Origin of the sequence: Nonomuraea sp. CA-141351 (assembly GCF_050944675.1) — a bacterium.
GTDB lineage: Bacteria > Actinomycetota > Actinomycetes > Streptosporangiales > Streptosporangiaceae > Nonomuraea.
This window is the reverse complement of record NZ_CP191982.1, coordinates 6,459,635-6,481,953: the sequence shown is the minus strand read 5'-3', so window position 1 is coordinate 6,481,953 and position 22,319 is coordinate 6,459,635. Positions and strand designations below refer to the sequence as shown.

The 22,319-nt window shown below is 68.7% G+C and carries 19 protein-coding genes; 10 read left to right on the top strand and 9 right to left on the bottom strand.

Annotated features, from left to right (window positions below):
• Nucleotides 1-9: 9 nt before the first annotated feature.
• Nucleotides 10-1,011: a helix-turn-helix transcriptional regulator gene (locus ACQPWU_RS30730; RefSeq protein ID WP_433427655.1), complete on the bottom strand. Its 1,002-nt coding sequence runs from the start codon at nucleotides 1,009-1,011 to the stop codon at nucleotides 10-12.
• Nucleotides 1,012-1,102: 91 nt separating this feature from the next.
• On the opposite strand from ACQPWU_RS30730, the gene ACQPWU_RS30725 reads away from it, so the two are divergent.
• The 6 genes from ACQPWU_RS30725 to fumC all read left to right on the top strand — a co-directional run bounded on the left by ACQPWU_RS30725 (nucleotide 1,103) and on the right by fumC (nucleotide 7,767).
• Nucleotides 1,103-1,501 carry a VOC family protein gene (locus tag ACQPWU_RS30725; RefSeq protein ID WP_433427652.1) on the top strand — a complete coding sequence of 133 codons (399 nt, stop codon included), beginning with the start codon at nucleotides 1,103-1,105 and terminating at the stop codon, nucleotides 1,499-1,501.
• 554 nt (nucleotides 1,502-2,055) lie between these two features.
• Entirely contained in the window at nucleotides 2,056-2,466 is a 411-nt protein-coding gene (locus tag ACQPWU_RS30720; protein ID WP_433427650.1) for an alcohol dehydrogenase catalytic domain-containing protein, read from the top strand.
• A gap of 28 nt (nucleotides 2,467-2,494) precedes the next feature.
• Nucleotides 2,495-3,544, top strand: a complete 1,050-nt coding sequence (locus ACQPWU_RS30715) for a Dyp-type peroxidase (RefSeq protein ID WP_433427647.1) — start codon at nucleotides 2,495-2,497, stop codon at nucleotides 3,542-3,544.
• Entirely contained in the window at nucleotides 3,541-4,347 is an 807-nt protein-coding gene (locus ACQPWU_RS30710; protein WP_433427644.1) for a family 1 encapsulin nanocompartment shell protein, read from the top strand. The genes ACQPWU_RS30715 and ACQPWU_RS30710 overlap by 4 nt, the downstream gene beginning before the upstream one ends.
• A gap of 226 nt (nucleotides 4,348-4,573) precedes the next feature.
• Complete coding sequence (locus ACQPWU_RS30705) at nucleotides 4,574-6,310, top strand: NAD-dependent malic enzyme (protein WP_433427642.1); 1,737 nt, start codon at nucleotides 4,574-4,576, stop codon at nucleotides 6,308-6,310.
• Entirely contained in the window at nucleotides 6,307-7,767 is a 1,461-nt protein-coding gene (gene fumC / locus ACQPWU_RS30700) for a class II fumarate hydratase (protein WP_433427640.1), read from the top strand. Before ACQPWU_RS30705 ends, fumC begins: the two co-directional genes overlap by 4 nt.
• 60 nt (nucleotides 7,768-7,827) lie before the next feature.
• Here fumC and ACQPWU_RS30695 read toward each other — a convergent pair whose 3' ends face one another.
• The 4 genes from ACQPWU_RS30695 to ACQPWU_RS30680 are packed head-to-tail and all read right to left on the bottom strand — an operon-like array spanning nucleotide 7,828 to nucleotide 12,793.
• The gene (locus ACQPWU_RS30695; protein WP_433427637.1) at nucleotides 7,828-9,987 is read right to left on the bottom strand and encodes an FUSC family protein; all 2,160 of its coding nucleotides are present in this window, start codon (nucleotides 9,985-9,987) and stop codon (nucleotides 7,828-7,830) included.
• A gap of 6 nt (nucleotides 9,988-9,993) precedes the next feature.
• On the bottom strand, nucleotides 9,994-10,611 hold the full coding sequence (locus ACQPWU_RS30690) for a LutC/YkgG family protein (protein WP_433427634.1): 618 nt from the start codon (nucleotides 10,609-10,611) through the stop codon (nucleotides 9,994-9,996).
• Nucleotides 10,608-12,023 carry a LutB/LldF family L-lactate oxidation iron-sulfur protein gene (locus ACQPWU_RS30685; protein WP_433427632.1) on the bottom strand — a complete coding sequence of 472 codons (1,416 nt, stop codon included), beginning with the start codon at nucleotides 12,021-12,023 and terminating at the stop codon, nucleotides 10,608-10,610. Before ACQPWU_RS30685 ends, ACQPWU_RS30690 begins: the two co-directional genes overlap by 4 nt.
• Entirely contained in the window at nucleotides 12,020-12,793 is a 774-nt protein-coding gene (locus tag ACQPWU_RS30680; RefSeq protein WP_433427630.1) for a (Fe-S)-binding protein, read from the bottom strand. The genes ACQPWU_RS30685 and ACQPWU_RS30680 overlap by 4 nt, the downstream gene beginning before the upstream one ends.
• Before the next feature lie 290 nt (nucleotides 12,794-13,083).
• On the opposite strand from ACQPWU_RS30680, the gene ACQPWU_RS30675 reads away from it, so the two are divergent.
• Nucleotides 13,084-14,826 (top strand): pyruvate dehydrogenase, encoded by a 1,743-nt coding sequence (locus ACQPWU_RS30675; protein ID WP_433427627.1) that lies wholly within the window; start codon nucleotides 13,084-13,086, stop codon nucleotides 14,824-14,826.
• Between the two features lie 57 nt (nucleotides 14,827-14,883).
• Here the strand turns inward: ACQPWU_RS30675 and ACQPWU_RS30670 are convergent, their stop codons facing one another.
• A complete protein-coding gene (locus ACQPWU_RS30670; RefSeq protein ID WP_433427624.1) occupies nucleotides 14,884-15,774 on the bottom strand; it encodes an LLM class flavin-dependent oxidoreductase in 891 nt (296 codons plus the stop codon).
• Nucleotides 15,775-16,214: 440 nt separating this feature from the next.
• Here ACQPWU_RS30670 and ACQPWU_RS30665 point away from each other — a divergent pair, with 440 nt between their 5' ends.
• The gene (locus ACQPWU_RS30665) at nucleotides 16,215-17,489 is read left to right on the top strand and encodes an ABC transporter substrate-binding protein (RefSeq protein ID WP_433427621.1); all 1,275 of its coding nucleotides are present in this window, start codon (nucleotides 16,215-16,217) and stop codon (nucleotides 17,487-17,489) included.
• 317 nt (nucleotides 17,490-17,806) lie between these two features.
• On the opposite strand, the gene ACQPWU_RS30660 is transcribed toward ACQPWU_RS30665, so the two are convergent.
• The gene (locus ACQPWU_RS30660) at nucleotides 17,807-18,250 is read right to left on the bottom strand and encodes a nuclear transport factor 2 family protein (RefSeq protein ID WP_433427618.1); all 444 of its coding nucleotides are present in this window, start codon (nucleotides 18,248-18,250) and stop codon (nucleotides 17,807-17,809) included.
• A gap of 87 nt (nucleotides 18,251-18,337) precedes the next feature.
• Between ACQPWU_RS30660 and ACQPWU_RS30655 the strand changes: the two genes are divergently transcribed.
• Complete coding sequence (locus ACQPWU_RS30655; protein ID WP_433427615.1) at nucleotides 18,338-18,895, top strand: PadR family transcriptional regulator; 558 nt, start codon at nucleotides 18,338-18,340, stop codon at nucleotides 18,893-18,895.
• 328 nt (nucleotides 18,896-19,223) lie between these two features.
• On the opposite strand, the gene ACQPWU_RS30650 is transcribed toward ACQPWU_RS30655, so the two are convergent.
• Together ACQPWU_RS30650 and ACQPWU_RS30645 are read right to left on the bottom strand one after the other, a co-directional pair.
• Nucleotides 19,224-19,733: a GNAT family N-acetyltransferase gene (locus ACQPWU_RS30650; RefSeq protein ID WP_433427612.1), complete on the bottom strand. Its 510-nt coding sequence runs from the start codon at nucleotides 19,731-19,733 to the stop codon at nucleotides 19,224-19,226.
• A 375-nt stretch (nucleotides 19,734-20,108) separates the two neighbouring features.
• Nucleotides 20,109-20,444: an ArsR/SmtB family transcription factor gene (locus tag ACQPWU_RS30645; protein ID WP_433427609.1), complete on the bottom strand. Its 336-nt coding sequence runs from the start codon at nucleotides 20,442-20,444 to the stop codon at nucleotides 20,109-20,111.
• Nucleotides 20,445-20,530: 86 nt separating this feature from the next.
• Between ACQPWU_RS30645 and ACQPWU_RS30640 the strand changes: the two genes are divergently transcribed.
• Nucleotides 20,531-22,003 (top strand): DHA2 family efflux MFS transporter permease subunit, encoded by a 1,473-nt coding sequence (locus ACQPWU_RS30640; protein ID WP_433427606.1) that lies wholly within the window; start codon nucleotides 20,531-20,533, stop codon nucleotides 22,001-22,003.
• The last annotated feature ends 316 nt before the right edge of the window (nucleotides 22,004-22,319 follow it).

Below are 22,319 nucleotides of genomic sequence, written 5' to 3'. Positions count from 1 at the left end.
CGACCCCCGTCATACGCGGGGCGGACTTCGCCGGGCCGAATGCATGAGCCGGCCGGCGAGCGCCACGACGAGGTCGCGGAGCTCGTCCGGTCGCTCGATGATGAACGGCAGGTCCAGCGACGCGAGCACGGCAGGCAGCCAGTCGAGCCGTTCCGCCCGCAGTTCGACGCGGGACCAGTGCCTGGTGTCCGCATCTGCGCCGCTCGCGGACGGCGACTCTTCCACGATCGCGATTCCCGCGGGAAGCCGGGTGCGGATCTGCTCGGCTGTCCCGAGGACCCGCAGAGTCACCTCGTGCCGGTACGGAGCGGTAGCGAGCCCTGTCAGGACGCGCTCCGCCGGGTCGAGTCCGGCGGGCGGCTCGAACGAGCCGGGCAGGGTCCTTGCATCGGCGATGCGATCCAGCCGGAACGTCCGGTCCTCGCCGATCGCGGGATCGGCACCCGTCACATACCACCTGCCCGAATGGGCGACGAGCCCGTACGGGTGCAGTGTTCGTTCGCTGCGCCGGCCGTCGGCGGCGGTGTACCGGATCGAGATCGGCCGGTGATGGCGCACCGCGTCGGCGATCGAGAGCAGGACCGTGGTCTCCGGGGCGATCGGCTCGCCGGAGGGAGCCGTGAAGGCGAGGGAGCCGAGTACGGCGTCGAGTCTGCGGCCGAGCCGCTCGGGCAGCACCCGCCGGATCTTGGCCGCTGCCGTCTCGCTCGCCGTGCCCGTGGCCGTCATCAAGCCGGCTCTCCGTCCCGCGACCAGGCCGAGCAGCACGGCCAGCGCCTCGTCATCACTCAGCATGAGCGGAGGCATGCGGTAACCGGAGGCGAGCCGGTAGCCGCCGTAGCGACCGCGCACCGATTCGACGGGAACGTCGAGATCGATGAGGTGGTCGATATACCGGCGCACCGTGCGCTCGTCGACGTCGAGCCGGTGCGCGAGTTCGGCCATGGTCCTGATGCCTCCTGCTTGCAGGAGCTCCAGCAGGGTGAGCACGCGAGCAATGGGCCGGGACATGTCTATGAGTCTCCCGCAGATACTGGGCGGATTCTGTCCAGTATCGGTCGTAACGTGTGGTCAGAAGCGCCAGCCGATCAGGAGAGAACCCATGGACTTCATCTCGATTCGCATCATCACGGGCGATGTCGCCCGCCTCGTCGACTTTTACGAACGCGCCACCGGAGTGCGGGCGACCTGGTCCAATGAGGAGTTCGCTGAGCTCAGGACCGCCAGGGCCACCCTCGCGATCGCCGGCGCCCGTACCGTCTCTTTGTTCGCCTCTGGCTCCGCCCGCCCGGCCGACAACCGCAGCGTCATCATCGAGTTCCTTGTCGACGACGTGGACAGCGTGCACCAGAACCTGACCGGCTTTGTGGAGGACTTCGTCAATGAGCCCACCACGATGCCCTGGGGCAACCGCTCGCTCCTGTTCCGCGACCCCGACGGCAACCTCGTCAACTTCTTCACCCCCGTCAGCCCGGCCGCCATCGAGAAGTTCGCTCGCTGACGGTCCGGTCCACCGGTCTGCCGGCGCCGAGCGCGAGCAGCGGCAGGATCACGGCCGGCCTGCTGCGCCCGTTCGTTCTCTGTCGCGGCGGGTATGGGGCCCGGTGGCGCCGGATGGGTAAGGGCCGCTGTTCGTCACCGGCTACTGCGGTCGCGACCTGTTCACGACTGTGCTCAGACGGGTGCTCTGGGAGCGGGGGTTCCTCGAAGGAGAATCCTCAGCGCCGGCCGGATTGGAGTGGGTGGGTTGTTCGCCGCGTGACCGAACGTGGCCCCGGCCGCCTTCAGCACGGCCGGGGCACTGTTGAGGTGCTGTCGGTTCACCTACCCCGCATGTCCAAGTTAGTCTTTTTTGTCCGCTTTGCGCATACGCCTCACGCCAGTCGGCAGCGTTGAGGCTTGGGGAGCAGTTGTGCGGGCCGGCGGTGACTGTCCGTGTTCTGGTGATGCTTCCGTGGGTAAAGATGCTGCTGAGGGGGCACATGCCGGTTTCTGCCACGCACGGCCGGCTGAGGCGACGGGGGCTTGGATGCTCACAAGCGACGGACGGCCGGGATGAAGGCCGTCGTGTTCGCCGGTACGCGCTTGGTCACGGTCGAGGATGTACCGGACGCGGTGCTTGAGGAGCCCGGCGACGCGGTGATCCGGATCGGCTCCAGCGCGATCTGCGGGACTGATCTGCACATGTATGACGGGCGGACGGGGGCGACGGTCGGGCTGGTCCTGGGGCACGAGCCGCTGGGTGTCGTCGAGCAGACGGGCTCCGCGGTCGAGATGGTCAAGCCCGGTGATCGGGTGGTGATCTCGGCCCATGTCTACTGCGGCGTGTGCGTCAACTGCGCGCGCGGGCTGTCGGCAGCGTGCCCGCGGGTGCGTCCGGGCGGCTTCGGCGCGGCCTACGGTTACGCCGGCATGGGGCCCTACCAGCGCGCCGACGGGGTCATCAAGGCCGTCCTGCGGCCGTGACAGCGCATCGAAGGGAGAGTGAAAACTGATGACGGAGCTACAGCCGCAGGCGGTGCTGAGTCCGCTGACGAGGTCGGCGCTCTTTCTCGTGGTCACGATCGACCCAGGAGGCGAATCCCGCGTACGGGACACGCTGGCGGAGCTGTCGGGGTTGCAGAGAGCCGTCGGGTTCCGGGCGCAGGAAAGCCGATTGAGCTGCGTCACCGGGATCGGTTCACAGGCTTGGGACCGGCTGATGTCCGGGCCGCGGCCCGCCGAGCTGCACCCGTTCCGGGAACTGGCCGGACCCGTCCATCACGCGGTGGCCACTCCCGGTGACCTGTTGTTCCACATCCGGGCACAGCGGCCGGACCTGTGTTTCGCGTTGGCGTCGGAGATCATGGATCGGCTGCGGGACGTGGTGACGGTCCGCGATGAGGTGCACGGATTCAAGTACTTCGACGTACGGGACCTGCTGGGCTTCGTCGACGGGACGGAGAACCCGGTCGGGCCCGCGGCGACGGCGGCAGTGCTGATCGGGGACGAGGATCCGCAGTTCACCGGGGGGAGTTACGTGATCGTGCAGAAGTACCTGCACGATCTGGGGGCGTGGAACGCCCTGCCGGTCGAGGCCCAGGAACTGGTGATCGGGCGCAGAAAGTTGTCCGACATCGAGCTGGACGACGCCGTCAAACCGCCCGACTCCCACGTCGCGCTCACCACGATCGTCGATCCCGACGGCACCGAACACGAGATCCTGCGCGACAACATGCCCTTCGGCTCGGTGGGGATCGGCGAGTTCGGCACGTACTTCATCGGCTACGCCCGCACTCCGACCGTCATCGAACGGATGCTGGAGCGGATGTTCCTCGGAGACCCGCCGGCCCGGCACGATCGGATCCTGGATTTCTCCGTCGCCGTGACCGGCTCCCTGTTCTTCGTCCCGAGCGCCGACCTCCTCGACGACCTGCCCGACCCGCCCTCCATCGCCGCCCGGACGGAGGACGAGGTACGCGCGGCCGGCACGCCATCCGACCTGGAAAGTCCGCTCCCGCAATCGCTGGGGATCGGCGACCTCAAAGGAAGCAACGTCCGATGAACAACCTGTACCGGGAACTGGCGCCGATCTCCGCGGCCGCGTGGGCCGACCTGGAGGAGGAGGCGCGGCGCACCTTCCGGCGACACCTGGCCGGCCGCCGCGTCGTCGATGTCGTCGGCCCGCGAGGAGCCGAGCTCTCGGGAGTCGGCACCGGGCATCTCCAGGCCATCGACCCTCCGGCCGACGGCGTCATCGCCCATGCACGCCGCGGTCAGCCGATCGTCGAACTGCGCGTGCCTTTCACCGTCGACCGGCAACAGGTCGACAGCGTCGAACGCGGCGCCAAGGACGCCGACTGGCAGCCGGTCAAGGACGCCGCCCGCCGCCTCGCCGTCGCCGAAGACCGCGCGATCTTCCATGGATACACACAAGCCGGCATCACCGGCATTCGCGCCGGTTCCTCCAACCCGGCCGTCACCCTCCCGGCCCACGTACGCGACTATCCGGGCGCCATCAGCAAGGCGGTGACCGCATTGCGCCTGGCCGGCGTCGAGGGTCCGTACACGCTGGCGCTCGGCGCCGGTGCCTACACCGCTGTCAGCGGCACCACCGATGAGGGCTATCCGATCCTCGACCACATCGCACGTGTTATCGACGGCGAGATCATCTGGGCCCCCGCGGTCGACGGCGCGTTCCTGTTGTCCACCCGCGGCGGAGACTTCGAACTGCACATCGGACAGGACATCTCGATCGGCTACCTGGCGCACGACACCACGAGCGTCCAGTTGTACTTCCAAGAAACACTGACCTTCCTGGTCTACACAGGTGAGGCCGCGGTGACGCTGCCGGCACCGGCGACGTGACGGCCTGTCGACGGGGCGGCCGCTGCGGGCGCGGGGGACACCCCGAGGCCGGACTGCTTCCACGTCGTTTCCGGTAATTCGTCCTTTGTCGGCCCCAAGGACAGTCATTGGCTGCGGCTCAGCGTCTACGTCCCTGACCGGGGAAGCGGGTGAGCGAGCGCGGCCTCGCACTTTGAACCGGGGCGCTGGACTTCCGGGGGTGGTGGCTGCTCGAAGGGGGATGACCATGTCACCGGGGAAGAGGAAGCCGGATCTGCCGAGCCCGATGTTCGCCGAGCAGCCGGACGGGAGCTACGTGACGTCCCTGCGAGGGCTGGCCGTGCTGCGGGAGCCACTGTTGAACAAGGGCACGGCGTTCTCGGTGGAGGAGCGGGCCGAGCTGGGGCTCGAGGGGCTGCTGCCGCCGGTGGTGGAGACCCTGGATGAGCAGGTACGGCGGATGTACGTGCAGTACGGGCGCCAGCCGACGAACCTGCTCAAGAACGTCTACCTGGAGGGGCTCCGGGACCGGAACGAGGTGCTCTACTACCGGCTGCTGAGCGATCATCTGCGGGAGATGTTGCCCGTCGTCTACGACCCGACGGTCGCTGAGGCGATCCGGTCCTACAGTCACGAGTACCGGCGTCCGAGGGGCGTGTACCTGTCCATCGACGACCCCGGCGGGATCGAACGGGCGTTCAAGAGCCTCCAGGTGGGGCCGGACGACGTCGATCTGATCGTGGCCTCCGACGCCGAGGAGATCCTGGGCATCGGCGACTGGGGAGTGGGCGGCGGGGCCGGCATCGCGGCCGGCAAGCTGGCCGTCTACACGGCCGCCGCGGGGATCGACCCTGGCCGGGTCATCCCGGTCGCCCTGGACGTGGGCACCGACAACGAGGCGCTGCTGAACGACCCCGCCTATGTCGGCAACCGGCATGCCCGGGTGCGGGGGCAGCGCTACGACGACTTCATCGACACCTACGTCACCACGGCCACCCGGATGTTCCCCGGCGCCCTGCTGCACTGGGAGGACTTCGGCCCGTCCAACGCCCGGCGGATCCTGGAGAAGTACACCGAACGCATCTGCACCTTCAACGACGACATGCAGGGCACCGGCGCGATCGTGCTGGCCGCCATGCTCAGCGCCGTCAAGGTGTCGAGGACCCCGATGCGCGACCAGCGGATCGTGATCTTCGGCGCGGGCACCGCCGGCATCGGCATCGCCGACCAACTGCGTGATGCGATGATCCGCGACGGCCTGGACCACGACACCGCCACCCGCCGGATCTGGCCCATCGACAAGCAGGGCCTGCTCATCGACGACATGACCGACCTGCGCGACTTCCAGCAGCCCTACGCCCGACCGCGCAGCGAGGTCGCCGACTGGACCAAGGACGAGCACGGCATCTCGCTGGCCGAAGTCGTCGCACGCGTCAAGCCCACCATGCTGCTGGGCACCTCCACCGCCCACGGCGCGTTCACCGAACAGATCGTGCGCACCATGGCCGCGGGCGTCGAACGCCCCATCATCTTCCCGATCTCCAACCCGACCGATCGGATCGAGGCGATGCCCGCCGACCTCATCCGCTGGAGCGACGGCCGAGCCCTGATCGCGACCGGTATCCCGATCGAGCCGATCACCTACAACGGCGTCACCTACGTCATCGGCCAGGCCAACAACGCCCTGCTGTACCCGGGGCTGGGGCTGGGCGTCGTGGTCTCCCGTGCCCGCCGGGTCAGTCCCGGCATGTTCCAGGCGGCCGCCGACGCCGTCAGCGGCCTGGTCGACGTCTCGGGCCCGGGCGCCTCGCTGCTGCCCCAGGTGGACAACCTGCGCGAGGTCTCGGCCACGGTCGCCGTCGCCGTCGCCAACCGGGCAGCCGAGGAACACCTGGCCCGCACCACCCTGCGCAACACCGTCCAGCAGGTCCAAGACGCCATGTGGCAGCCGAAGTACCGCCCGATCCACGGGAACGGACGATGAGCGCGCCCCGCGTCCGCGACGTGCCGATCGGGCTGCACGCCACCGGCACCCGGACCGAGAGCGACTCCCTCGGCGAGATCGAGGTCCCGGCCGATCACTACTGGGGCGCCCAGACCCAGCGCTCGCTGATCCACTTCGACATAGGCAACGACCGCATGCCCACGGCCGTCTACCACGCCTACGGCTACATCAAGAAGGCCGCCGCGATCGTCAACGCTCACGACGGACGCCTGCCCCAATGGCAGGCCGACCTCATCGTCCGGGTCGCCGACGAGGTCATCCGCGGCGAACTCGACAGCGAGTTCCCGCTGTACGTGTGGCAGACCGGCTCCGGCACCCAGTCCAACATGAATGTCAACGAGGTCATCTCCAACCGGGCGATCCAGCTGGTGGGCGGGCGTCTGGGCAGCAAGGACCCCATCCACCCCAACGACCACGTGAACATGGGCCAGTCGTCCAACGACACGTTCGTCACCGCGATGCACATCGCCGCCGCCGAGGCCATCGACGACCACGTGCTGCCCGCCGCCGCAAGGCTGCGCGACGCCGCCGCCCGCAAGAGCCGCGAGTGGCAGCACGTCGTCAAGATCGGGCGTACCCATCTGGAGGACGCCACCCCGCTGACCGTCGGCCAGGAGTGGTCCGGCTACGCCGCCCAGCTCGCCGACGCCATCGACCACCTGCAGCGCACCCGTACCGGGCTGTACCGGCTGGCGATCGGCGGCACCGCGGTCGGCACCGGGCTGAACGCGCCGCCCGGCTTCGGCGATCAGGTGGCCAAGAAGATCGCCGAGCTGACCGGGCGGCCCTTCACCAGCGCGCCGAACAAGTTCGCCGCCCAGGCCTCCTGCGACGACGTGGTACGCGCATCGGCGGCGCTGCGCGCCCTGGCCGTGCCGCTGTTCAAGTTCGCCAACGACCTGCGCTGGCTCGGCTCCGGGCCGCGTACCGGCCTGCGCGAGCTGATCCTGCCGGCCAACGAGCCGGGCTCATCCATCATGCCGGGCAAGGTCAACCCGACCCAGGCCGAGGCCATGCTGATGGTCGTCATCCAGGTGACCGGCAACGACACCGCCGTCTCGATGGCCGGCTCCGAGGGCAACTTCGAGCTCAACGCCTTCCGCCCGATCATCATCAAGAACGTCCTGCACTCGGCGCGCATCCTGGCCGACATGATGGACCACTTCCGCACGTACCTGGTCGAAGGGGCGCGACTGAACACCGAGACCCTGCACTACAACATCGACCACTCGATCATGATGGTGACCGCGCTCAGCCCCGTCCTCGGTTACGACCGGGCCGCCCGCATCGCCCACTACGCCCTCGACAAGGGCCTGGCACTCAAGGACGCCGCACTCCAATGCGGCGTCACCGAGGACCTCTACGACAAGATCGTCAATCCTGAACGCCTCACCCAGCCCGGCGTGCCCAGCCCGGACGGCGGCACCCGCCGCTGAAGAACCACCTGCGCCGCCGGCCGAGCCTCACCGGTGGAGCCGGCGCGCCGTACAGGGTGCTCACGGCCGGTCAAGATGACGCCGGACAATGGCCGCGATCGTGTTCGTGGCGTCGACCAGGCTGTCGGTGATGGCCACGCACCGAGGGTCGAGCGCGGCCGAAGGGGGGCGCAGGGCTGACTGGAGCCGGCGGAGCGGGGGAAGGTCGCCGGGCGGTCGCAGGGATCTGAGCGCCTCGGCAAGCGAGTCCAGGGTCGTGCCGAGAGCGGCGGCCAGGGCGTCCAGCCGCCGGGCATCGTCGCGGCTTCGCGCGCCTTCCTGGCCGGCGGTGGTGGCCTGCTGGAGGACGAAGGTGTGCAGTGAGAGCTCGGTATGCGCCAGGCGGGTCACCGCGGCGACCAGGGGCCGGGCGACATTTGGGGTCAGCGGCGGGTGTGGCGGTTCGTCGGCCAGCCGGGCGGTGGCCGCCTCGGCATCGGTGCGGGCGCGGCGGGCAGTGCCCTGCAGACTCCGGAGCCGGGCAGGGTCGGCCTGCTCCGGATGGGCGCACTGGTGCAGCAGCGCGGTCATGTACCGGCCGTGGGCCGCGACGAGCCGGGCGAACGTTTCCTGCGCGGTGAGAGCCTGCCCGCTGGGCCACGCCCAGTAGGCGATGAGAGCGATCGCCGCACCGATGGCGGTGTCGGCCAGGCGCGCGGTGGCGGAGGTGGCTCCCGGGATGCCGAGGATGTCGAGCAGGATCACGATGTAGATGGTGAGGAAGGTGCTGAACAGCAGGTAGTTCACGTCGAACAGGGCATAGGCCGCCGTGATGGTGATGGTGGCCGCGACGATCAGACCGACCGGGTCTGAGTGGGCCAGGCCGGCGAGCGCCGCGCCGAGGCCTGCTCCGGCGGCCGTTCCTGCCGCTCTTCGGATGCCGCGCTCGACCGTCGAGGTGAAGTCCGGTTTGAGCACCAGGAAGATGGTCAGCACCACCCAGCGGCCCTCGAACAGGCCGGTGACCTGGACCATCAGCTCGGCGAGCCCGGCGGCCACCGCCAGCCGCACGGCATGGCGGCCTGTCTCGCCGGTCGGCGTCAGGTTGGCGCGCACGGTCAGGGCAGTCCATGTGATCTCGTCCTGCGCGACAGGCACGGTGGCGGGTCCGCCTGGCCTGCTCTCCGCTGCCGCGCGCACGGAAACCGCGTCGAGGCGGGTCAGGATGCCGCCGACGGCTCGCAGCTGTCCCAGGACCGCCTCGGCGGTCCATTCCCAGCGCGTGTCCGGGGCGACGACCGGCGCGGGCAGAAGCCTGCACAGCTCGCGGACCAGCGCGGCCCGATCGGCTCGCCGGGCGCTCAGCGCGCCCGCGACGGCGTCCAGGGCCCGTGCGGTGCCGGCGGCGAAGCCGCGGGCGGCCCCGGAGGGGTCGTCGGGCGCGTGCTCGGCCAAGGCCGCGAGTGATGCGCGGATGCGCTCCGCCAGCTCGAGCAGGTCGAGGTAGTCCATCCGCACGGCCTGTGGCAACAGCGGATTGGGGTCGGCCAGCAGGGCAGCGGCCGGGAAGGCGGTCGGCGGCGGCGGGTCGAACCGCCCGGCGGCCAGGCCGCGGGCATAGGACGCCAGATCGCGGTACGACTCGGCCAGCGCGGTGCGCTCAGTGGTCCCGCGCCGCAGCGTCCAGGACAAGGCGACCAGAACGCCCTGGAACAGCCCTCCGGCCAGCACCAGGCCGGCCCGCAGCGCGGCCTCCGACGGCCCGAGCGGGATACCGACTGCGATCATCAACGCGACGGACCACTGGAGTACCACGACGCTCATCCGCGGTCCCAGGCAGACGGCCAATCCGGTGACGTACCCCCAGAGCATGACGGCAGGCACCAGCAGCAAGGGGGCGGCCGCCGCGGTGGTCGCACCCACGAAGGTGGACACGGCCATGCCGATGCTCGCCGCCGCCACAGCCGCCACGCGGGTGCGGGCCACGCCGTGGAAGGACACGAACCCGGCGGGCTGCGCTCCCAGAGCCGCGAACGCGCCGTACTCCAGCTGCCCGCCGGCCGCCCCTGCCACGAGGGGGACCACCACGCCCGAGGCCACCCTGGCCGCGCGCCCGGGCGCGACGGCATCCCAGTGGAACGGCCCGCCCCGCAGCAGGCTCCGCCATCGGGCCCAGGTCAGGCGACCCCTGGTGAGGCGCCGGGCGCGGTGCGGCCGTTGACGTTGTGGATCGGCGCTCATGGTGTGTCATCGGCCGGCGACGATGACGTGGAGGCGGCGTGGTCCGTGGACGCCCTGAACGCGGACCATCTCGATGTCGACGGTGGAGGAGGGGCCGGAGAAGAGGGTGAGCGGGCGGGTCGGGTCCAGGGCGGCGAGTGCTTCGGGGACCGAGCCGACGATCTGCTCCGCGCGGACGACGCAGAGGTGGTAGTCCGGGATCAGCGACAGGGCCCGCCTGCCCATGCCGCTGCCGGCGTCCAGGACGATCGTCCCGGTCTGCGCGATCGCGATCGCGCACGTGGTGACGACGCCGTCGGCGCGGTCGAGGGCGTGATGGTCGAGTGGCGGCGTGTCACGCAGCGGTTCGGCACCGGCGAACCAGACCTCGGGTATGCCGTCGGGCACGACCAGGCGGCGGATGCCGTCGTTCCGCAGCGTGGTGAAGATCGCGGTGTCGAGCTGATCGGAGGTGACCCGCTGGGTGGTCGCGCCGTACTCGCCCAGCCGTTGAATGAACTCCTCGATGTCGGCTGCCGTCTGGGCGCGGTAGTCCCGCGGGATGGCCGGCGGGGGAGTGGCCGCCTGTATGGCCTGGTGGACGCGGGCGAGCACCTCGTCGCGGGGGGAGGCGACGCGGCTCATCGTGTCCTCTTGTGCTGCTTGATCCACCAGTCGCGGAACGACTCGGGCGGGGGAGACGGCAGATCCCGTACCGCCGTCCAGCGGGACAGGATCGGCAGCGTGCTGTGGCGCAGGCGGCGCATGAGGGGTGCCATCTTGAGCGCGAGCGACCAGAGGCGGGAGTTGTCCATCACCTTCGCGACGGCGCCGAACAGTGCTTTCTCGGGTGAGGACTTCCGCTCTGCCTGTACGGCGTCGTGACGGAGCTTGACGAGGATGCTCGGGATGTCGATCTCGACGGGGCAGACTTCGTAGCAGTAGCCGCACAGGGACGAGGCGAACGGCAGCTTGGCGGCATGCTCGACGCCGACCAGTTGCGGCGTGAGCACCGCGCCGATCGGTCCCGGGTAGACCGAGCCGTAGGCGTGCCCGCCGGTCCGCTCGTAGACCGGGCAGACGTTCAGGCAGGCGGCGCAGCGGATGCAGCGCAGCGCCTGCCGCCCGAGCTCGTCGCGCAGGACGTCGGTGCGGCCGTTGTCGAGCAGCACGATGTGAACGTCTTGTGGTCCGTCGCCGGGAATGACACCGGTCCAGACCGAGCTGTAGGGGTTCATCCGCTCGCCGGTCGCCGACGGCCCCAGGAGCTGCAGGAAGACCTCCAGATCTCGCCAGGTCGGCACGATCTTCTCGATCCCCACCACCGAGATCAGCGTGTCCGGCAGCGTGATGCACATCCGGCCGTTGCCCTCGGACTCGGCGATCAACAGCCCGCCGGTCTCGGCGATGGCGAAGTTGGCGCCGCTGATCGCGACCTTGGAGTCGAGGAACATCTGGCGCAGATGCGCGCGGGCGGCGCTCGCCAGCTCGTTCGGGTCGTCGGACAGATCGGCCGGCGCGTCGGGCAGGTGCTGGAGGAAGATCTCGCGGATCTCCGCGCGGTTACGGTGGATCGCCGGCACGACGATGTGGCTCGGCTTGTCGTGCGCGAGCTGGATGATCAGCTCGGCGAGGTCGGTCTCGTACGCGGTGATGCCCTGGCGCGCGAGCGCGGGCACCAGCTCGATCTCCTCCGTCGCCATCGACTTGACCTTGACGACCTCCCGGTGCCCGGTCGCGGCGACGAGTGAGGCGACGATGGCGTTCGCCTCCCGCGCGTCGCGTGCCCAGTGCACGTGGGCGCCGCGTTGGGTGGCGGCGCTCTCGAACTGCTCGAGATAACGGTCCAGATGGGCGAGGACCTCGTCCTTGATGGCGGCTCCTGCCGAGCGAAGCTGCTGCCAGTCCGGTATGTCCGCCACCACTTCGGCGCGCCGCTGCCTGATCGTTGCTGTCGCGTGCCGGATGTTGTACCGCAGCTGCGCGTCGTTCACCTCGCGGGCGGCGTTGGCGGGGAAGGGCGGATCGTCGAGCCAGATGACCCCTTGAGCGCTCACCGGAGCACCTCCGCTCTCGGGGCTCGCTCGCTCGCCCGATGACCGCTTTCGGTGCTCGCCAGGATTTCTGCGAGGTGCAGTGTGCGTACGCCGGCGCGGACGCGCTCCAAACCGCCGCCTATGTGCATCAAGCAAGAGCGGTCACCGGCGCACAGCACCTCGGCGCCGGTCTCGATCACTTCCTCCATCTTGTCGGCGAGCATCGCCGCCGACACATCGGGGTTCTTCATCGCGAACGTGCCGCCGAAACCGCAGCACTGATCCCAGTTGGGGAGTTCGGCCAGACGGATGCCGCGAACGTTGCGCAGGAGCCGTAGCGGCCGGTCGCCCACGCGGGCGATCCGCAGCGAATGGCAGGTCGGGTGATAGGCCACCCGGTGCGGGAAGTACGCGCCCACATCCTCGACGCCGAGCACGTCGATCAGGAACTCCGACAGCTCGTACGTTCTGCCGGCCACGGCCTCAGCCTGCGCGGCGAGCCGCTCATCACCTGCGGCGCGCGCGATCTGGGCGTGCTGGTGGCGGATGCTGCCCGTGCATGACGCGGAGGGAACGACCACCGCGTCGTAGCCGGCGAACACCCTCACGTACCGGCGGACCAGATCGGTCTCGAAATATCCGCTGTTCGTATGCATCTGGCCGCAGCACGTCTGCTCAAGAGGAAAGCCGACCGGCTGGCCGAGCCGCTCCAGAAGACGTACGGTGGCTCGGCCCACGTCCGGAAACAGCCCATCGACGAGACAGGTCGTGAACAACGCGACACGCGGCATCGGACGATTGCCGCCACCTCGATGTGGTTCCGGCGAGATTCCCGCCCCCGAATCGGACATGATGTGGACGCTACCCGAGGCTCACCGGGAATATTCGCCGCGGCGGTTGATCACACTAAATTTGCCGAAAAGTGCTCTCTTTATACCTCCTACCTGTACCGACTGCCCGCAACGGCGTTTCACATGCCGTCATTTAGAAGGCCCATTGCGGACCGTGAAGCGCCCGGGGGGAACGGTATGGGGCAGGGGTCTCGACGGGCTGGAGAGTCGCTCGACAGGGAGTTTGCAAAATGGCGAGGCAGAGCGTTGCGGAGCAGTTTGTCGATATTCTCTCCCAGGCCGGAGTCAAGCGAATATACGGCGTGGTCGGCGACAGCCTCAATCCCGTCACCGACGCCGTACGCCGGAGCTCCGACATCGAGTGGGTCCAAGTACGGCACGAGGAGACCGGGGCATTCGCGGCGGGGGCGGAAGCACAGATCACCGGACGTCTGTGCGCCTGCGCGGGCAGTTGCGGCCCGGGCCATCTGCATCTGATCAACGGCCTGTACGACGCGCACCGGAGCATGGCGCCGGTGCTGGCGCTGGCCGCCCACATCCCCAGCGCCGAGATCGGCACCTCCTACTTCCAGGAGACCCACCCGGACCGGTTGTTCGCCGAATGCAGCCATTACTCGGAGCTGATCTCGCATTCGGAGCAGATGCCGCGAATCCTGCAGACCGCCATCCAGCACGCCATCGGCCGCTCGGGCGTCGCCGTCGTGAGCATGTCGGGAGACGTCGCCGGTCAGGACGTGGAGCAGCCGGCGGCAGAATTGGCGCTGCTCACCCAGCGGCCGGTCGTACGCCCCGGGGAGGCCGAGATCGCCGCGCTGGCCCGGATGGTCGACCAGGCGGACGCGATCACGTTGTTCTGCGGCAGCGGGACCGCCGGAGCTCACGACGAGGTCATGGCCTTCGCCCAGCGGGTCAAGGCACCGGTCGGGCACGCGCTGCGCGGCAAGGAATGGATCCAGTACGACAACCCGTTCGACGTCGGCATGTCCGGACTGCTCGGCTACGGCGCCGCCTACGACGCGATGCACGAGGCCGGCCTGCTCATCCTGCTGGGAACCGACTTCCCCTACACGGCGTTCCTGCCCGACGACGTGCGCATCGTCCAGGTCGACATCCGGCCCGAGCACCTGGGCCGCCGCTCCAAGGTCGACCTGGCGCTCTGGGGCGACGTCCGCGAGACCCTCCTCGCGCTGACGCCGCAGGTGCGGGAGAAGACCGACCGCCGGTTCCTGGACCGGATGCTGGCCAAGCACGCCGAGGCATTGGAAGGCGTCGTCGCGGCGTACACCCGCGACGTGGAACGGCACCGGCCGATCCACCCCGAGTACGTCGCCGCCATCCTGGACGACGAGGCCGCCGACGACGCGATCTTCACCGTCGACACCGGCATGTGCACCGTCTGGGCGGCCCGCTACCTGTCACCGAACGGCCGACGCCGTCTGATCGGGTCGTTCACCCACGGTTCGATGGCCAACGCCATGCCGCAGGCCATCGGCGCGCAGCTGGCCGACCGCTCCCGGCAGGTGGTCTCCCTGTCGGGAGACGGCGGATTCTCCATGCTGATGGGCGATCTCCTCACGCTGATCCACTACGACCTGCCGGTCAAGATCGTGCTCTTCGACAACTCCTCGCTCGGCATGGTCGATCTGGAGATGTTGGTCGGCGGCTTCCCGCCGTACGGCACGTCCTATCCCCACACCGACTACGCGGCGATCGCCCGCGCGGCAGGCGCCCACGGCGTACGGGTCGAAGATCCTCATGATGTACGAGACGCGATACGCGAGACGCTGAATCACGACGGCCCCGCTCTCCTGGACGTCGTCACCGATCCCAACGCCCTCGCCATCCCGCCGCGCGTCACCGGCCGGCAACTGGCCGGCTTCGCCACGACCACCAGCAAGCTCGTCCTCACCGGCGGCGTCGGCCGCATGGTCCAACTCGCCCGGTCGAACCTGCGCAACATCCCGCGCCCATAAGAAGGAGACCGGCGCCGCCGTGGTCGTTTCCGGTGACCGTGGCCGGCGCTGGAGCATTCAGCGCGTCGGCGTCCCGTGCTCGCCCAGTGTCCCGGCGAAGCGATCCACCTGTGCCACATCCGCTGACCAGCAGTAGAACATGACCTCGTCGGCTCCTATATCGCTCATCTGGGCGAGCGTGTCATGGATCTGGGCGGGTGTGGTGAGCATGCTTGCCACCGCCCCCTCCGCGAACCCCGCCGGCAGGTTCATGTAGTCAGGGCCCCCGTAATAGGCATGAAGCGAATCGCGTGCCTGCTCGATCAGGTGGTCCGGCCCCAGGACGGCGTTGAACTGCGCGACCAGCCGGGGACGGCCGGGGCGGCCCTCGGCCTGCCATGCCTGCTCGGCGTCCTGGAATTGGCGGGCGGCATCGGCGAGGTGGGCCGCGCACAGCAGGCCGTCGCCGAAGCGGGCCGCGCGCCGGAGCCCGGCCTGACTGAAGGAGCCGAAGAGCACCTCCGGGCCGCCCGCCCGGGCGGGTGCGGGGCCGATCGGGCCGATCCCCTTTCCGTACGGCTCGCCCGACCACGCACGCCGCATCACCTCCATCATCTCGTCCAGCCGCACTCCCCGGCCGCGCACATCCACCCCCGCCGCCTCGTAGTCGTCCCGCCGCGCCCCCAGGCCGATACCGAGCGTGAAACGGCCTCCCGACATGCGATCCAGGGTCGCGGCCTGCTTGGCCAGCAGCGCGGGCTCGCGCAGCGGGGCAAGCAGCACCTCGGTCTGCACCCGGATCCGCGAGGTGGCCCCGGCGAGCACGCCGAGTGCCACCAGAGGCTCGGGATTGTCGTAGACGAGACGGTCCAGCAGGCCGAGCGTGCTGAACGGTCCATCGTCCGCGCGCCGCGCCCACTCCAGCAGGCATTCGGGTTCGCTGATAGGCAGCCCGAGACCGACGTTCATTGTGCCCCCTCACTATCGCCGATCGCGCGTTCCATTCCGCCCGCCGGGTCCTCCTCACGGTCTGTGCTGGTACGCGTGTGGTATTCGTGCCCAGGCCGAGGGTGAGGATGCCACCCACGTTCGGCAAATCCGCCTAAACATGGCGAGACATTTGAAATCCCCATAAGACGGAACTCTCGGGATCAAACGCTCACTTAAGACATCCCCAGCCAGTTCCTCTACCTCAATAACTTCCGGCAACTTCACCGCCCCGGTAACCTTGCGGGATTCTTTGACTCCGGTGGAGAGTCGTTGTGGGGCCCCGATGTTCGCCATGCCGATCAGCGCGCTCGGGCTGATCGCCGACTTCTTCCTGGCCGGACGGAAGTAACTGATCCGTGGTGCGACTACCCCGGGACCGAAGCAGGTCCTGCGCCCCCCCAACCCCAGGAGGTAGAGCCGTGGGCTCTGGCAAGAAGATGTGGACGGCAGTGTCGCTGGCCACTGCTGTGCTGGCGATCACCGCGGCCTGCGGCGGCCAAGGCGCCGACGGCGAGATCAAGTTACGTTTCTCCTACTGGGGCAGCGCCGCAAGGCAGAAGATGACGCAAGAGGCGATCAAGAAGTTCGAAGCGAAGAACCCGGACATCGACATCGAGGAAGAGTTCTCCGACTTCGGCAACTACTACGAGAGGCTGGCCACGAAGGTCGCGGGCGGCGAAGCGCCTGACGTCATCACCCTCGAGATCCGCGGCCTGAGGGAATACGCCGACCGCGGCACGCTCGCCGACCTGGCCAGCAAGGTCGACACCGCCGACATCGACGGCAAGGTGCTCGCCACCGGTGCCATCGACGGGAAGCAGTTCGCCATCCCCACCGGCGTCAACGCCTGGTCCCTGGTCGTGGACCCGAAGGCGGTCAGGGACGCGGGGCAGAGACTACCTGACGACACCACGTGGACCTGGGAAGAGTACGTCGACTTGGCGGCGCAGATCACCGCGAGGACCGGTGGCAAGGTCTACGGCACGCAGCAGGCTTTCAACCCGGCCTTCCTGCAGATCTTCGCAGCTCAGCGGGGCGAGTCTCTCTACAAGGGCAACAAGATCGGCGTCTCGCCCAATACGCTCAAGGCGTGGTGGGCCGTCCACCGGAAACTGATCAAGACCAAGGGTTCTCCTGACGCCGCCAAGAGCGTGGAGCTCGGGTCACAGGGCGAGGACCGGTCGCTGTTCGCCACCCGCAACGGCGCGATGGGGATGTGGTGGAGCAACCAGCTCGGCTCGATCAACAAGGCGTCAGGCGGCAAGGAAGTGGACCTGCTGCGGATGCCGAAGGCACAAGGCGCTCCCACCGGTGGCATGTTCCTGCAGCCGGCCATGTTCTACGCCGCCTCGGCAAAGTCTGAGCGCCAGGCCGCGGCGGCCAAGTTCATCGATTTCATGATCAACGACCCGGAGGCCGGCACGATCATCCTCAGCGACCGCGGCCTGCCGGCCAGTTCCAAGGTGCTGGCGGCAGTCAGGGACAAGCTTCCGGAGACCGACAAGAAGACGCTGGCCTTCCTCGACGAGATCAAGGGCGAGCTCACGGACCCGCCCGCCGCTCCGCCGAAGCACGCCAGCGCCATCGAGGACATCCTCAGACGGTATACGAACGAGGTTCTGTTCAGCCGGATGAGCCCTGACGATGCCGCACAGAAGCTCATCACAGAGGCCAACGCCCTCATCGCAGGCTAGAGGGGAGGACATCGGGCTCGGGCACCGCGCGCAAATGTACGTCGACGCGCTGCTCGGGAAGTGGCGCGACCCCGGCAGCGGTCCGAGTCGGTAGCGGCGTCCCCGGCGACTGCGAGAGCCGGGGACGATGGCATGTGAATCGCGGCCCCGCGCCTGATCGACTGGATTGCTCACTGGTAGGCGGATGCCTGGAGGTCGTACAGGTGGGCGGTAGTGGCCGGCGAGGTCGATGAGCCCGGCGTGCGTGCCGTACTCGATGATTCGCCCGCCGTCGAGCACGACGATCAGGCCGGCCACCCAGTTCCGGTCGTCGATCTTCAGTTGTTGTAGAAGGCCCGTCCGGTTCTCCCGCCGGAGACCGACCAAACCTCGGTAATGAGGCCGTCTTCGATGCGCAGCATGTCGATCCCGCTGATGCGCAGGTCGCGCCCGGTCTCGCCGGTGAAGCGCGCCAAATAGGGCTGGGCGATCTTGCCGCGAGGCCCCCCGTCGGCGAGGTGGACATCGGCGACGGCCTCGCCGTCGGGGGCGAAGTGCAATCCGGGACGGGCCGCCCGGAACTGGGCGATCATCTCGGCCAGCTGTGAAGGGTGCCGGATGTGGTCGAAGGCGTCCGTGCCCGGCTGGGCGTAACGAAGCCGGAACTGCGGCGCCATGATTCGATCGGCCAGGCTCAGCTCGCCGTTCCACAACGCGGACCACAACTCGAAGATGCGGACGTTGAAGTCCTCAACGTCCATGACCCGAGTGTCGGTGCTCATCACCACTCCAATGGTATCATTGATACGGTATCGATGGGATCGACATTATGCTCTCAATGAGACGATGTCAATGGAAGGATGTGGAAGGTGCCGGAGCTCACCTCCCCCGAGTGCGTGGTGCTCGGGCTGATCGCGCGCCACGGCGCGATGACGCCGTACGAGCTGAAGGCCAAGGTGGAGGAGTCGGTCGACTACTTCTGGCCAATCCCGCACGCGCAGCTCTACCGGATCCCGGCGCGGCTGGCCCAACTCGGTCTGCTGCAGGAGGAGGCCGAGCACACCGGACGCCGTCGCCGCGTCTTCCACCTCACCGACGCCGGCCACACCGCGCTGAAGCAGTGGCTGGCCGACCCGCACGCCCCCGAGCCGGAGACCCGCGACCCGGCGCAGCTCAAACTCTTCTTCGCCGACCTCGGCGACCCCGCCGACGTGGTGGCGCTCGCCCGCGAGCAGGCGCGCCAACACCGCTACTGGCTCGAGGTCTACCAGTCGCTGCGCGCCGGACTCGACCCCTCCGACCAGACGCGGCTGGTGTCGCGAGCCAGAATCCTCAAGCTCGGGATTCTGCACGAGCAGGCATACGTGGACTTCTGGGAGTCCCTCTCCATCGACCCCGACCTCGACGACCTGGCAGACACCAACTGAACCGGGCCGACCCAAGGCCACGCGGAGCCGGTGGAGAACCGCAGCCAGAGGTTAAAGCGGAGCTGAGTGCCTGTCCCATTGCTGGCTTCGGGGGGCCTGATCATCTGAAGCCAGGCCACGCCGGCGCGGCACTTGTCCTGTCTCGCTGATCCTGGCGTGTGCGTATCTATAAGTACGTCCTGAAACTCGCGACCGGCGGCGACCACCATGCCATCGAGAGCGGTGTGCCTAAATTCCGCCTCGAGCTGGCCTCCGGAGACTCATCACCGCAGGTCAGGGTGACTTCGTTGGATTCACGGTTGTTGCTCAGGTGACCCGCTGGCGACGGCTACTGTGCGGCGGCGTGCTGGCCGTAGACATGGACCGTCTGTCCACGGTAGTCCGTGTCGCGCAGGTGGCGGTGGCCGATGCGTTCGGCGACGGAGATGGAGCGCATGTTGCCGGGCAGGATGAGGGAGATCACCTCGTGCGCGCCCAGCGCACCGAAGCAGTAGTCGAGGGCGGCGCGGGCCGCTTCGGTGGCGTAGCCCTTGCCCCAGTGCTCGCGGGCCAGGCACCAGCCGACGCCCAGCCCGGGAAAGCCGTGTGGTCGCCAAGGTCCGGCGCGGCCGACGAACCGGCCCGTGGCCTTCTCGACGAGCGCCCAATGCGAGTAGCCGCGGATCTCCCGGTGCCCGATGAACGTGGCCAGGCTCCTCCAGGCATCACTCGGCGAAGTCCCCACGCTCTCCGCCAGCCCGTCCGCGACCTCCGGGTCGGCGAGCATTCTGGCGTAGTCGTCGAAGTCGTCGCCGGTCAGCGGACGCATCACGAGTCGTTCGGTTTCCATCATGGTCATGATGAGAAGTATGTGCCGCCCCTCCATGGCGCCTCAACCGGCCGTCGTCCTCCCTCGATCTGCCGATGCCGTGGGTCGGGGAGGGCGCGAGAGCCAGGCCGTCATGCGCGCCCAGGACCAGGAGGGCTCCGAGCGCGAGCCACCACAGGCCCCGCCCATGTAGGTGATGATGACTCCGCCGATCAGGATGCCGACGAATCCTCCTCTACGGGCCTCGGACTGCCGGTCAGAGTGGCGTTGCGTGGCCGCCTGGCGCTGCCGTTCGCGCTGGTCGTCAGTAATACAACGTCGATACGGGGCCGTTCCATGAGGACGACGATCACAGCCTTGCCCGGCCGGACCAGCGCAAACCCTCCCAGACGCTGAGGAACAGCCTCACACCAGACGGCTGTTCAACGACTCGGCCGCACCGAGGCGCAGGATCGGATCGAGCAAGCCCGGGAAGCGGTCGCTTAGATCGTCGGCGCGTGGCCGGATCCGCCGGTGTCGGCCGTCGACGGTCATGCTGATCAGCCCGGCCTCGCGCAGGACCCGCCAGTGATTGGACAGCGTCGACATCGGCACATCCAAACCGTCGGCGAGAACGGAACAGGTCGACTCGGGATTGGCCCAGGCGCGCCGCACCAACTCCAAGCGCACCGGATCACTGAGCGCGTGCAGCACTGGCGCGAGCGTCAGTGACTCGCGCGCGGGCTCGGGTAGCGGTCGCATGCCTCGACGATACCCCACAATTCGATAGTTCGGAATTATGGAACTATGGTGTGAGGGAGCCATTCGCATCATGAGAGGGAACAGCGTTGACCGCACACGAAGGCGCAACGAAGGCTGAACCGTCTGAGGCCGTAGGCATCGGATCGAACCGGGCAGCGTTGCTCACAGTGACCTGCCTGGGTCAGTTCATGGTGCTGCTCGACAGCACGATTGTTGGTGCGGCGCTGCCCGATATGCAGCAGCGGTTACACACCCACTTGAACGGTCTGCAATGGATTGTCGACGCCTACGTTCTGCTGGTCGCCATGCTGTTGCTGTCCGGCGGCGTCTTCGCCGACCGTTTCGGCCGCAAGCGGGTGTTCCTGGCCGGCGTCGCGGTGTTCACCGCCGCGTCCGTGCTGTGCGCCGTCGCACCCACGATCGGTTGGCTGATCACCGGACGGGTGGTGCAGGGCATCGGGGCCGCGGCGCTGAGCCCCGCCTCGCTGGCCCTGCTCGCCGCCGCGTATCCCGTTCCACAAGAACGAGTCAAGGCGATCGGGCTGTGGGCGGGATTCAGCGGGATCGGCCTGGCCGCCGGACCGTTGGCCGGTGGCATTCTGGTGGATGCCTTCGGTTGGCCCGCGATCTTCCTCGTCAATGTGCCCATCGGCGCGGTCCTGCTGCTGGCCGGTCTGCGCATTCTGGGCGAGTCCCGCAATTCCGGCGCACCGGCGATCGACATCCCGGGGACGGTCCTGTCCGTCCTGGGTGTGGGGGTGCTGACTTATGGGCTGATCGAGGGCGGTTCCCGTGGCTGGACCTCGCCGGTGATCCTGGGCAGCTTCGCCGCCGCGGTGCTGATCCTCGCCGCCTTCGTCGTCGTCGAAGGACGTGGTTCGACGCCGATGCTGCCATTGCGGCTGTTCCGGCAGCGGCTGTTCACGGTGTCCAACACGGCGATGGTCGTGGTGGGTTTCGCGCTCATGGGTTCGTCCTTCTTCTTCTCCCAGTTCTTCGTGTACGTCCAGGGCAGTTCGATTCTGCGCGCCGGCCTGCAGACCCTGCCCGCCTCCCTCGCCATGGTGGTCGTCAGCCCGTATGCGGGCCGGTTCGCCGCCAAGTACGGCTTCCGGATCGTGGTCACCATCGGTCTGGCGCTGGCTGGGCTGGGGCTGCTGGCGCTGGGCTTCGTGCACGCGGATACCGCCTACGGGAATGTGTGGTGGCGGCTGGCCGTGGTCGGCGTCGGTTTCGCTCTGACCATGTCCCCGCTGACCGGCGCCGCCATCCAGGCGGTCAGCCCGCAGGAAGGAGGCCTCGCGTCGGGCATCAGCAGCACCACCCGGCAGATCGGCGCGGTGCTCGGCGTGGCGGTGCTCGGAGCCATCGTCCGCGCCCGGGAATCCGGTGGCGCGTCCTTCGAGGCCGGCCTCAACAGCGCCTTCGTCGCGGCTGGCGCCGTCACCTTGGCCGGCGCCGTGTTCACCGGCCTGTGGCTGGTGAGGTCCAAGCCCGCGGAAGTCTCCACGCCGCGGCCACAACGCACCGACTCACCCACGGTCACGACACCGTCCTGACCCGCCCGGCTCGCATCCACGCCCAACCAACGGGTGGCCGGGACGCCCGGGCTGTACTGGCCGTAGCGGGCGTGTGGCGGGCCGGCCATCCGGGTGCGCACTGGCGGGAGGCGGTCAACGTGGCTGCCCCATCGCGCCCGTCGCGCTCCTTCTGGCGGCGCTCGCCGGGGCCGTCGTGTACGGGGTGCCGGCGTGGCAGGGGCCGTTCGTGGAGGACGAGCTCCGGCAGCTCCCTGGAGCTGGTGCCGTACTGGGTCGTCGTGGGGCTGACCTGGCGCGGGAGGAGCGGTGCGGCGGCTGCTTGCGCGTGGGCCTC

Bases quoted from the DNA above. Each gene is read 5' to 3' on its own strand.
- ACQPWU_RS30690 (WP_433427634.1), bottom strand. From the start codon at position 10,611: ATGAGCCGCGTCGCCTCCCCCCGCGACGAGGTGCTCGCCCGCGTCCAC.
- ACQPWU_RS30660 (WP_433427618.1), bottom strand. From the start codon at position 18,250: ATGAGCACCGACACTCGGGTCATGGACGTTGAGGACTTCAACGTCCGC.
- ACQPWU_RS30695 (WP_433427637.1), bottom strand. From the start codon at position 9,987: ATGAGCGCCGATCCACAACGTCAACGGCCGCACCGCGCCCGGCGCCTC.
- ACQPWU_RS30725 (WP_433427652.1), top strand. From the start codon at position 1,103: ATGGACTTCATCTCGATTCGCATCATCACGGGCGATGTCGCCCGCCTC.
- ACQPWU_RS30650 (WP_433427612.1), bottom strand. From the start codon at position 19,733: ATGACCATGATGGAAACCGAACGACTCGTGATGCGTCCGCTGACCGGC.
- ACQPWU_RS30645 (WP_433427609.1), bottom strand. From the start codon at position 20,444: ATGCGACCGCTACCCGAGCCCGCGCGCGAGTCACTGACGCTCGCGCCA.
- ACQPWU_RS30715 (WP_433427647.1), top strand. From the start codon at position 2,495: ATGACGGAGCTACAGCCGCAGGCGGTGCTGAGTCCGCTGACGAGGTCG.
- ACQPWU_RS30730 (WP_433427655.1), bottom strand. From the start codon at position 1,011: ATGTCCCGGCCCATTGCTCGCGTGCTCACCCTGCTGGAGCTCCTGCAA.
- fumC (WP_433427640.1), top strand. From the start codon at position 6,307: ATGAGCGCGCCCCGCGTCCGCGACGTGCCGATCGGGCTGCACGCCACC.
- ACQPWU_RS30675 (WP_433427627.1), top strand. From the start codon at position 13,084: ATGGCGAGGCAGAGCGTTGCGGAGCAGTTTGTCGATATTCTCTCCCAG.
- ACQPWU_RS30710 (WP_433427644.1), top strand. From the start codon at position 3,541: ATGAACAACCTGTACCGGGAACTGGCGCCGATCTCCGCGGCCGCGTGG.
- ACQPWU_RS30720 (WP_433427650.1), top strand. From the start codon at position 2,056: ATGAAGGCCGTCGTGTTCGCCGGTACGCGCTTGGTCACGGTCGAGGAT.
- ACQPWU_RS30670 (WP_433427624.1), bottom strand. From the start codon at position 15,774: ATGAACGTCGGTCTCGGGCTGCCTATCAGCGAACCCGAATGCCTGCTG.
- ACQPWU_RS30680 (WP_433427630.1), bottom strand. From the start codon at position 12,793: ATGCCGCGTGTCGCGTTGTTCACGACCTGTCTCGTCGATGGGCTGTTT.
- ACQPWU_RS30705 (WP_433427642.1), top strand. From the start codon at position 4,574: ATGTCACCGGGGAAGAGGAAGCCGGATCTGCCGAGCCCGATGTTCGCC.